General features: G+C 69.7%; 9 protein-coding genes. 7 read left to right on the top strand and 2 right to left on the bottom strand.

Going from position 1 to position 9,684, the window contains the following annotated elements:
• The 7 genes from AC6RA4_RS19535 to cysE form a co-directional block, all read left to right on the top strand.
• The coding region (locus AC6RA4_RS19535) for a phage tail tape measure protein (RefSeq protein ID WP_500163229.1) at positions 1–268 on the top strand (268 nt) is incomplete at its 5' end.
• Between the two features lie 10 nt (positions 269–278).
• Positions 279–911 (top strand): phage distal tail protein, Rcc01695 family, encoded by a 633-nt coding sequence (locus AC6RA4_RS19530; RefSeq protein ID WP_500163227.1) that lies wholly within the window; start codon positions 279–281, stop codon positions 909–911.
• A complete protein-coding gene (locus tag AC6RA4_RS19525) occupies positions 911–1,792 on the top strand; it encodes a phage/gene transfer agent baseplate hub protein (protein ID WP_500163226.1) in 882 nt (293 codons plus the stop codon). Before AC6RA4_RS19530 ends, AC6RA4_RS19525 begins: the two co-directional genes overlap by 1 nt.
• Positions 1,789–2,226, top strand: coding sequence for an NlpC/P60 family protein (locus tag AC6RA4_RS19520; RefSeq protein ID WP_500163224.1), 438 nt, complete (start codon positions 1,789–1,791; stop codon positions 2,224–2,226). Before AC6RA4_RS19525 ends, AC6RA4_RS19520 begins: the two co-directional genes overlap by 4 nt.
• On the top strand, positions 2,226–6,122 hold the full coding sequence (locus AC6RA4_RS19515) for a baseplate multidomain protein megatron (RefSeq protein ID WP_500163223.1): 3,897 nt from the start codon (positions 2,226–2,228) through the stop codon (positions 6,120–6,122). Before AC6RA4_RS19520 ends, AC6RA4_RS19515 begins: the two co-directional genes overlap by 1 nt.
• Positions 6,119–6,361 (top strand): DUF7742 family protein, encoded by a 243-nt coding sequence (locus AC6RA4_RS19510; RefSeq protein ID WP_500163221.1) that lies wholly within the window; start codon positions 6,119–6,121, stop codon positions 6,359–6,361. Before AC6RA4_RS19515 ends, AC6RA4_RS19510 begins: the two co-directional genes overlap by 4 nt.
• Positions 6,362–6,509: 148 nt before the next feature.
• Complete coding sequence (cysE, locus tag AC6RA4_RS19505; RefSeq protein WP_500163220.1) at positions 6,510–7,328, top strand: serine O-acetyltransferase; 819 nt, start codon at positions 6,510–6,512, stop codon at positions 7,326–7,328.
• An 82-nt stretch (positions 7,329–7,410) separates the two neighbouring features.
• Here cysE and AC6RA4_RS19500 read toward each other — a convergent pair whose 3' ends face one another.
• Together AC6RA4_RS19500 and AC6RA4_RS19495 are read right to left on the bottom strand one after the other, a co-directional pair.
• On the bottom strand, positions 7,411–8,598 hold the full coding sequence (locus AC6RA4_RS19500) for an MFS transporter (RefSeq protein WP_500163218.1): 1,188 nt from the start codon (positions 8,596–8,598) through the stop codon (positions 7,411–7,413).
• 233 nt (positions 8,599–8,831) lie between these two features.
• Positions 8,832–9,684 (bottom strand): 2-oxo acid dehydrogenase subunit E2 (locus AC6RA4_RS19495; protein WP_500163217.1); only part of this gene is annotated, 853 nt, incomplete at its 5' end.

Genomic DNA, 9,684 nt, shown 5'->3' with positions numbered 1-9,684 from the left:
CTTTGCCTCGGGCGGCGTGGTGAGCGGGCCGGTGGCCTTCCCGATGCGCGGGGGCACCGGGCTCATGGGCGAGGCGGGGCCGGAGGCGATCATGCCGCTCGCGCGCGGGCCCGACGGGCGGCTCGGCGTGCGCGCCAGCGCCGCGCAGCAGCCGCCGATGGTGGTGATGAACATCACCACCCCCGACGTGCAGGGCTTTCGCCGCAGCCAGTCGCAGATCGCGGCGCAGATGAGCCGCGCGCTGGGGCAGGGCCTGCGCAACCGCTGAGGAGAAGAGCATGAGTTTCCACGAGGTGAGATTTCCCGCCGACCTTAGCTTTGGCGCGCTGGGCGGGCCGGAGCGGCGCACCGATGTCGTCGAGCTGAGCAGCGGCTTCGAGGAGCGCAACAGCCCCTGGGCGCATTCGCGCCGGCGCTATGACGCGGGGCTCGGCCTGCGCGGGCTCGACGATATCGCGCAGCTGTTGGCCTTCTTCGAGGCGCGCCACGGCCAGCTTTACGGGTTTCGCTGGAAGGACTGGGCCGATTACCGCTCCTGCAAACCCTCGGGCAGCGTCAGCCCGGGCGACCAGGTCATCGCGCGGGGCGATGGGGCGACGCGCAGCTTCCAGTTGGTCAAGGTCTACCGCTCGGGCAGTGCGAGCTATGCGCGCCCGATCAGCAAGCCGGTGGCGGGCACTGTGATCGCCGCGGTGCAGGATGTGGAGATGCGCGAGGGGGTGCATTTCTCGCTCGATCTGACGACGGGGATGATCACCTTCACCGATCCGCCGCTGGCGGGTGTCGAGATCACCGCCGGCTACGAGTTCGACGTGCCGGTGCGGTTCGACACCGAGCGCATCAACGTGAGCGTCGCGAGCTTTCAGGCCGGGCAGGCACCCGACGTGCCGGTGGTCGAGGTGCGGGTCTGATGGGGGCGGCGGAGCTTCATGCGCATCTCGCCGGGGGCCTGGGCACCGTGGCGCGCTGCTGGGAGGTGACGCGGGCCGACGGCCTGCGCCTCGGCTTCACCGATCACGACCTCGATCTCGCCTTCGACGGGCTGAGCTTTCGCGCCGATACCGGGCTCAGCGCCAAGGCGTTGCAGCAGGCCACCGGGCTCTCGGTCGACAATTCCGAGGCCATGGGCGCGCTGCGCGACGATGCACTGTCGGAGGCGGATATCGAGGCCGGGCGCTTTGACGGGGCCGAGGTCGCGGCATGGCTGGTGAACTGGCGGGACACCAGCCAGCGCCGGATGCTGTTCCGCGGCTCGATCGGCGAGATCCGCCGGGCGGGCGGGGCCTTCCATGCCGAGCTGCGCGGCCTCACCGAGGCGCTGAACCGGCCTTTGGGGCGGGTCTTTCAGGGGCCGTGTACGGCGGTTCTGGGCGATGCGGCTTGCCGGGTCGATCTGGACGAGCCGGGGTATTTCCACGAAGGCCCGGCCGTGCAAGTCGAGGCCAATCGCGAGCTGCTTTTCGGGGCCTTGACCGGCTTCGAGGAGGGCTGGTTCCAGCGCGGTCGTCTGGTGGTTCTGAGCGGCGCCGCGGAGGGGCTGACCGGCGCGATCAAACGCGACCGTTCCGGCGCCGAGGGCCGGCGCATCGAGCTTTGGCAACCGCTGGGCGCGGCGCTGCAAGCGAATGATCAGGTGCGGCTCGAGGCGGGCTGCGACAAGCGTTTCGAGACCTGCCGACTGAAGTTCAACAACGTTCTGAACTTCCAGGGCTTTCCCGACGTCCCCGAGGAGGACTGGATGCTGGTGCACCCGACGCGGGCCAAGGCCAAGGGCGGGGGGAGCCGGCGATGAGCACGCGGATCGTGAGCGCGGCGCGGGGCTGGATCGGCACGCCCTATCGCCATCAGGCCTCGCTCAGGGGGGCGGGCTGCGATTGCCTCGGCCTCGTGCGCGGGGTCTGGCGCGAGGTCGTCGGGGCGGAGCCGGAGGCGGTCCCGGCCTATAGCCGCGACTGGTCGGAGCCGCAGGGCGAGGAGGCGTTGCTCGCCGCCGCGCTGCGCCACATGGTGCGCAAGCCGCTCGAGGATGAGGCGGAGGGCGATGTCCTGCTGTTTCGCATGCGCGACGGTTCGGTGGCCAAGCATCTTGGCCTTCAGGCCGGGCTTGGCGAGGCGGCGAGCTTCGTTCACGCCTATAGCGGCCACGGCGTGGTCGAAAGCCGGCTGAGCCGGCCCTGGCGCCGTCGGCTGGTGGCGCGCTTTGCCTTTCCGGAAGGAGCAAGCTGATGGCGACAATCGTCTTTTCCGCCGTGGGCGCCGCCGTCGGCAGCGCCATCGGCGGCTCGGTGCTCGGGCTGTCGATGACCGCGGTGGGCCGGTTCATCGGCGCAAGCTTTGGCCGCGCGCTCGACCAGCGGCTCTTGGGGCAGGGCTCGGAGACCGTCGAGACCGGGCGCATCGACCGCTTCTTCCTCAGCGGCGCCGGCGAGGGGGCGGCGATCCCGCAGGCCTATGGCAGGATGCGGCTGGGGGGGCAGGTGATCTGGGCCACCGAGTTCCGCGAGCGGGTCAAGAAGGACGAGGTCGGCGGCGGCAAGGGCGCCCCGAGCCAGACGATGAAGACCTACCGCTACTCCCTGAGCCTTGCGCTGGCGCTGTGCGAGGGCGAGATCACCAGCGTCAACCGGGTCTGGGCGGATGGCGCCGAGATCCCGGTCGGCGACCTCAACATGCGGGTCTATTCCGGCAGCGCGGACCAGCTCCCCGATCCCAAGATGGAGGCGGTCGAGGGCGTGGGGCAGGTGCCGGCCTATCGCGGCACCGCCTATGTCGAGATCGAGGACATGCCGCTCGAGCCCTACGGCAACCGGGTGCCGCAGCTCAGCTTCGAGGTCACCCGCCCGGTGCAGGACGATCCCGAGGACGTGCCGCATATCATCCGCGCCGTGGCGATGATCCCGGGCACCGGGGAATATGCGCTGGCGACCGAGCCGGTCCATATGAGCTACAGTGAGAACGGCTCGGGGCTGCCCAATGTCAACAGCCCCGCCGAGGCGCCGGATTTCGCCGTCTCGCTCGATCAGCTGACCGAGGAGGTGCCGGGCTGCGGTGCGGTCTCGTTGGTGGTGAGCTGGTTCGGGGGCGACCTGCGCTGCGGCTCCTGCGAGATCCGCCCGAAGGTCGAGCAAAAGCAATTTGAATCGAAGAATATGCCCTGGCAGGTCTGCGGCGTCACAAGGGGCACGGCAGAGGCGGTGCCCGAGCTCGAGGGCCGCCCGGTCTATGGCGGCACACCCTGCGATGCCTCGGTGATCCAGGCGATCCGGCGCATGGGCACGCATGGGCTCGATGTCATGGTCTACCCGTTCATCCTGATGGACCAGATGGCGGGCAACGGCCTGCCGGATCCGTGGAGCGACGCCGAGGACCAGCCCGAGCTGCCCTGGCGCGGGCGCATCACGCTCGATATCGCGCCGGGGCGGCCGGGCTCGCCCGATGGCACGGCGGCGGCGGAGGCGCAGGTGGCGGCGTTTTTCGGCACGGCGCAGGCCTCGGATTTCACCGTCTCAGATGGCGCGGTGAGCTACGCCGGGCCCGAGGAATGGAGCTACCGCCGGTTCATCCTGCACCACGCGGCGCTCTGCGCGGCGGCGGGGGGCGTCGAGGCGTTCTGCATCGGCTCGGAGATGCGCAGCCTGACATGGATCCGTGGCGCGGGCGGCTTCCCGGCGGTGGCGGCGCTGAAAGCGCTGGCCGCCGAGTGCCGGGCGCTGCTGGGCCCGGAGGTCAAGCTCAGCTATGCCGCCGACTGGTCGGAATATTTCGGCTATCAGCCGCAGGACGGCTCGGGCGATGTCTATTTCCATCTCGATCCGCTGTGGTCGGATGACGAGATCGATTTCATCGGCATCGACAATTACATGCCGCTCTCGGACTGGCGCGACGGCAGCGATCACGCCGATGCCCACTGGGGCGAGGTCTACGATCCCGGCTACCTGATGGCCAACGTGGCGGGGGGCGAGGGCTATGACTGGTATTACCCCTCGCAGCAGGCCCGCGACGCGCAGCGCCGGGAGCCGATCACCGATGGCGCGCATTCCGAGCCCTGGGTGTTCCGCTACAAGGACATTCGCGGCTGGTGGCAGAACGCCCATTACGAGCGCATCGGCGGCGTGCGCCAGCCCGATCCCACCGGCTGGGTGCCGGGATCGAAACCGATCCGCTTCACCGAGCTCGGCTGTCCTGCGGTCAACAAGGGCACCAACCAGCCCAACAAGTTCCTCGATCCGAAAAGCTCGGAGAGCGATCTCCCGCATTATTCCAACGGGTTGCGCGACGAGCTGATCCAGCGCCAGTACCTGCGGGCGATGCATGGCTACTGGACCGATCCGGCCAACAACCCGGTCTCGGAGGAGTATGGCGCGCCGATGCTCGACATGGACCGCGCCTATGTCTGGGCCTGGGATGCGCGGCCCTACCCGTGGTTTCCGGGGCTCTCGGAGCTCTGGGCGGATGGCGACAACTACCGGCGCGGGCACTGGATCACGGGCCGGGTGTCGTCGCGCACGCTGGCCTCGGTGGTGGCCGAGATCTGCGAGCGCGCCGGGCTGCAGGACTATGACGTGAGCGCGTTGCACGGCTGGGTGCGCGGCTATGTCGTCGGCGCGGTGGGCGATGCGCGGCGAGCGCTGCAGCCCCTGATGCTGGCGCATGGCTTCGACGCGGTGGAGCGCGACGGGACGCTCACCTTCATCCTGCGCCGCGACCGCCCGGTGCAGCCGCTGACGCTGGCGGAGCTGGCGGTGTCGGGCGAGCTTGACGGCGATCTGGTGCAGATCCGCGCCGCCGAGGCCGAGATGGCGGGGCGGGTGCGGCTGCGCTTTCTCGAGGCCGATGGCGATCACGTGGCGGTCGCCGAGGAGACGGTGCTGCCCGATGACCGCACCCACGCGGTGGCCGAGACCGAGCTGCCGATGGAGCTGACCCGCCGCGAGGCGCGGCTGACGCTGGAGCGCTGGCTGGCCGAGGCGCGGGTGGCGCGCGACACGCTGCGCTTTTCGCTGCCGCCGTCGCGGCTCGAGGTCCGCGCGGGCGATATCGTCTCGCTGCCGGGGCCGGCGGGCGACGTGGTCGCGCGGGTCGACCGGGTCGAGATCGGGGCGCAGCAGATGGTCGAGGCGGTGCGCTTCGAGCCGGATGTCTACCTGCCGTCTGACTTCCCCGACGACGCGGCCAGCCTGCGCGGCTTCGTGCCGGCGGTGCAGGTGCTGCCGCTGTTCCTCGACCTGCCGCTGATCACCGGCGACGAGGTCCCGCACGCGCCGCATCTCGCGCTCACGGCCGAGCCGTGGCCGGGCTCGGTGGCGGTCTACGACTCCGCGTCCGACAGCGACTACGCGCTGAACGAGATCCTCGCGGCCCGCGCCTCGGTCGGCGTGACCGAGACCACGCTGGCGCGCGCGCCCTCGGGGCGGATCGACCGGGGCGCGGCACTGCAGGTGCGGATGCTCTCGGGAGAGCTGGCCTCGATCGACGACGAGGGGCTGCTTGGCGGCGGCAACCTCATGGCGATCGGCGATGGCAGCCCGGGCGGCTGGGAGCTGTTCCAGTTCCGTGACGCCCAGATGGCGGGCGAGGGCACGTGGCTTCTGAGCCACCGCCTGCGCGGCCAGCTCGGCACCGATGCGCTTATGCCCGAGGTCTGGCCGGCGGGCTCGTGGGTGGTGCGGCTCGACGAGGTGCCGCAGCAGATCGCATTGGCCGCGGCGCTGAGACGGCAGCAGCGCCATTACCGCATCGGCCCGGCGCGGCGCGGCTATGACGATCCGAGCTACATTCACGAGATCCATGCGTTTGATGGTAACGGGCTGCGTCCGTTCAGCCCGGTGCATCTGCGGGCCGAGGATCAGGGCGGCACGCTGGCGCTGAGCTGGATCCGGCGCACCCGCATCGACGGCGACGACTGGGAGCTCGCCGAGGTGCCGCTGGGCGAAGAGCAGGAGCTCTACGAGGTGCGCGTGATGCAGGGCGAGACGGTGCTGCGCAGCGCGCAGGTCGTCGCGCCGGAATGGAGCTACGATCCGGCGCTGGATGGCCTCTCTGGCAGCTACGCCATCGCGGTGGCGCAGGTCTCGGCGCGCTACGGGCCGGGGCCCTTCGCAAGGCTGCCGCTCTCCGCATGAGGCCGGTGCTGCATGGCGACGTGATCTGCGCCGCCTGCGCGCTGCTGGCGGTGCCGAGGGGCACCCGCTGGCGGCTGGCGCGCGAGATGGTGGCGCAGGCCGATGCCGCCGACCGCTACCGCCGGCATTTCGGGCGCGCCCATGCCGAGTGGGGCAATGGCACGCTGATGGCGGCGGCGCTGTCGCGCCCGATTGCGCCGGAGCGCAGGCTCGACGATCCCGACTATGCCGATGCCTGATCCTCGTGCTCGAGGCGGTGCGGCTGCGGCATCGCTGAGGGAGACAGCGCCGCGAAACCATCAGCGGGCGAAATTCAAACCATCACGGTTTTGCGTTTCAGCCGCCTCGGCCTATCTGCTATAACAGCCGGATCAAACGGAGGTTACGATGGCCGAAACCCGTGCAAGGATCGCCGAGCTGGACCCGGTCTGGGCCCGCATCACCCGCGAAGCCGAACAGGCCGTCGCGGAGGAGCCGCTGCTTGGCGGCATGGTGCATGTCTCGGTGCTGCACCACGCCACCATCGAGGGCGCGCTCGCCTTCCGGATCTCGATGAAGCTCGCAAATGGCGAGATGTCGGAGCAGATCCTGCGCGAGATCTGCGACGAGGCCTATGCCTCCGACCCGTGGCTGGCGCGCGCCGCGCGGGCCGATATCCGGGCGACGCACGATCGCGATCCGGCCTGCCACCGCTTCCTGCAGCCGCTGCTCTACTTCAAGGGCTTCCAAGCGGTGCAAAGCCAGCGCGTGTCGCATTGGCTCTGGGGGCAGGGGCGCAAGGACCTGGCGTTCTTCTTCCAGATGCGCGCCTCCGAGCTCTTCGGGGTCGATATCCACCCGGCGGCCGAGATCGGCCAGGGCATCATGATCGACCACGCCCATTCCATTGTCATCGGCGAGACCGCGAAGGTCGGCAACGATGTCTCGATCCTGCATTCGGTGACGCTGGGCGGCACCGGCAAGGAGGACGAGGATCGTCACCCCAAGATCGGCGATGGCGTTCTGATCGGCGCCGGCGCCAAGGTGTTGGGCAATATCCGCATCGGCAACGGCTCGCGCATCGCGGCGGGCTCGGTGGTGCTGGAAGAGGTGCCGCCCTGCAAGACCGTGGCCGGGGTGCCGGCCAAGATCGTCGGCGACGCGGGCTGCGATCAGCCGTCGCGCAACATGGATCAGAAGCTTACCGGCTGCAATTGCAGCGGCTGAGGCGCTTGCGCCGAGCGTGACGCGAAAAAGGCCGGGGTCCTCGCTGGGAACCCGGCCTTTCGTTTGTCTGGGAAGGGGAGGCTTATTCCGCCGGCACCACCGCGCCGCGGCGCGGGCGGGCGTCGAGCCAAGCGAGCCCCAGCACTGCGACGCCGGCCGCCCCGAGCCCTGCGCCGACGAGGCCGGTGGCGCTGAAGCCATGACCGGCGGCCAGCGCCATGCCGGCGAGCCAGGGGCCAAGCGCGTTGGCGGCGTTGAAGGCGGCGTGGTTGAGCGCGGCGGCGAGGGTCTGGCCTTCGCCGGCCACGTCCATCAGGCGCATCTGCAGCGGGATCACCAGACCGGCGGTCAGGCCGAGCGCCATCACAACGAGGATCATCGCGATCCACTGGCCCATCACCACGGCGTAGATCAGCGAGCAGACCACCATGCCGAGCAGCAGCAGCAGGGTACCGCCGAAATGCGACCACGCGGCGAGGCGTCCGGCGTAGTAATTGCCGGCGGTGGCGCCGATGCCGAAGCAGGACAGCGCCAGCGGGATCGCCCAGGCGGGGGCGTCGGTGGCCGAGATCAGCGCGGCGGAGAAGTAGGAATAGACCGCGAAGACCGCGCCGAAGCCCACGGCACCCACCGCCAGCGTCAGCCAGACCGCACGGTTGGCCAGCGCCGAGAGCTCGCGCAGCGGGCTCGCCGCCGGGCCGTCCTGCGGCTGCGGCGCGACGCGGGCGATCATCAGCGCCGAGCCGGCGGCGATCACCGCGACCAGGACGAAGCACCAGCGCCAGCCGAAATACTGCCCGATAGCACCGGCGATGGGCACGCCGATCACGTTGGCGATGGTCAGGCCCATCAGCACCTGCGCCACGCCCGCGGCCTTGCGGCCCGTTGGCATCATCTCGGCGGCAAACAGCATGCCGATGCCGAGGAAGGCGCCATGCGGCAGGCCGGAGAGCACCCGCGCGATCACAAGCGTGTCGAGTCCGGTGGCAAGCGCGGTCAGCACGTTGGTCAGCATGAAGACCGCCATCAGCAGCACCAGGAGCAGCTTGCGCGGCAGCATGCTGCCCAGCACCGCCAGCACCGGGGCGCCCACGACCACGCCGATGGCGTAGCCGCTCACCGCAAAGCCGGCCTCGGGTTCGCTCACGCCAAGATCGGCGGCATAGTAGGGCAGAAGCCCCATGGCGGCGAACTCGGTCACGCCGATGGCAAAGGCACCAACGGCGAGTGACAGGATCGTCAGGCGGGCCTGGCGGTCGGTATAGACCATGGATGAGCTCCGAAGTGTCGGGGTGTGTGTCGGGGGTCTTGGACGGCAGGCGTAGCGAATCCTGCCGCGTTGCAGCATGACCTACGCTAACGAAGCCGCGGGGCGTCGCACAAGCCGGGTTCTCTGCAAGGGTGCCATGACCCTTGAACATACATTCCCGAAAAACATTCCCGGAAAAGGAAACGCCCGCCGGTGGGCGGCGGGCGTCTCAATGATGCGGTCCTGAAGACAGCTCAGGCGAGCATCACCATGGGGTTCTCGAGGTTCTCGACGATGGCTTTCAGAAGCTCTGCGCCGAGCGCGCCGTCGATGACCCGGTGATCGACCGACAGCGTCACCGACATCACGGTGGCGACGGTCAGCTCGCCATCGTCGCCGACGACGGGCTTCTTGACGCCGGAGCCGACCGCGAGGATGGCGCCGTGCGGCGGGTTGATGACGGCGTCGAAATTGTCGATGCCGAACATGCCGAGGTTGGAGATCGCGAAGCTGCCGCCGACATATTCATGCGGCGCGAGCTTGCGGTTGCGGGCGCGGCCCGCGAGGTCCTTCATCTCGGAGGACAGCGCCGAGAGCGACTTCATCTCGGCATCCTTGAGCACCGGGGTGAACAGGCCGCCATCGACCGCCACGGCGACCGCCACGTCGGAGGGCTTGAGCTTGAGCATCCGGTCGCCGGCCCAGACCGCGTTGGCGTCGGGCACGGACTGCAGCGCCAGCGCGCAGGCCTTGATGATAAAATCGTTGACCGAGAGCTTCACGCCACGGCCCTCGAGCTGCTTGTTGAGCTGCGAGCGGAACTTGAGCAGCGCGTCGAGCTTGATGTCGCGGCGCAGGTAGAAATGCGGGATGGTCTGCTTGGCCTCGGTGAGGCGGGCGGCGACCGTCTTGCGCATGCCGTCGAGCTTGACCTCCTCGAAGTCGCGGCCCTCGTACATCTTGATGACCTGCTCGGCACCGGGGCCAGCGGGCATGGCGGCGGCGGCCGGTTTCGCGGCGGGCGCCTCGGCGGCCGCGGGCGCAGCCTTCTCGGCCGGTTTCGCGGTGGCGTTCTCGACATCGGCCTTGACGATGCGGCCATGCGGG

The sequence above is a fragment of the Salipiger sp. genome, from assembly GCF_059781815.1.
Note: the sequence above shows the minus strand (reverse complement) of the source record. Positions and strands in the feature narration are given on the sequence as shown.

What these genes read in the sequence shown, in the direction of transcription:
- AC6RA4_RS19530 (WP_500163227.1), top strand. Translation starts at nt 279, where the DNA reads ATGAGTTTCCACGAGGTGAGATTTCCCGCCGACCTTAGCTTTGGCGCG.
- AC6RA4_RS19525 (WP_500163226.1), top strand. Translation starts at nt 911, where the DNA reads ATGGGGGCGGCGGAGCTTCATGCGCATCTCGCCGGGGGCCTGGGCACC.
- AC6RA4_RS19520 (WP_500163224.1), top strand. Translation starts at nt 1,789, where the DNA reads ATGAGCACGCGGATCGTGAGCGCGGCGCGGGGCTGGATCGGCACGCCC.
- AC6RA4_RS19515 (WP_500163223.1), top strand. Translation starts at nt 2,226, where the DNA reads ATGGCGACAATCGTCTTTTCCGCCGTGGGCGCCGCCGTCGGCAGCGCC.
- AC6RA4_RS19510 (WP_500163221.1), top strand. Translation starts at nt 6,119, where the DNA reads ATGAGGCCGGTGCTGCATGGCGACGTGATCTGCGCCGCCTGCGCGCTG.
- cysE (WP_500163220.1), top strand. Translation starts at nt 6,510, where the DNA reads ATGGCCGAAACCCGTGCAAGGATCGCCGAGCTGGACCCGGTCTGGGCC.
- AC6RA4_RS19500 (WP_500163218.1), bottom strand. Translation starts at nt 8,598, where the DNA reads ATGGTCTATACCGACCGCCAGGCCCGCCTGACGATCCTGTCACTCGCC.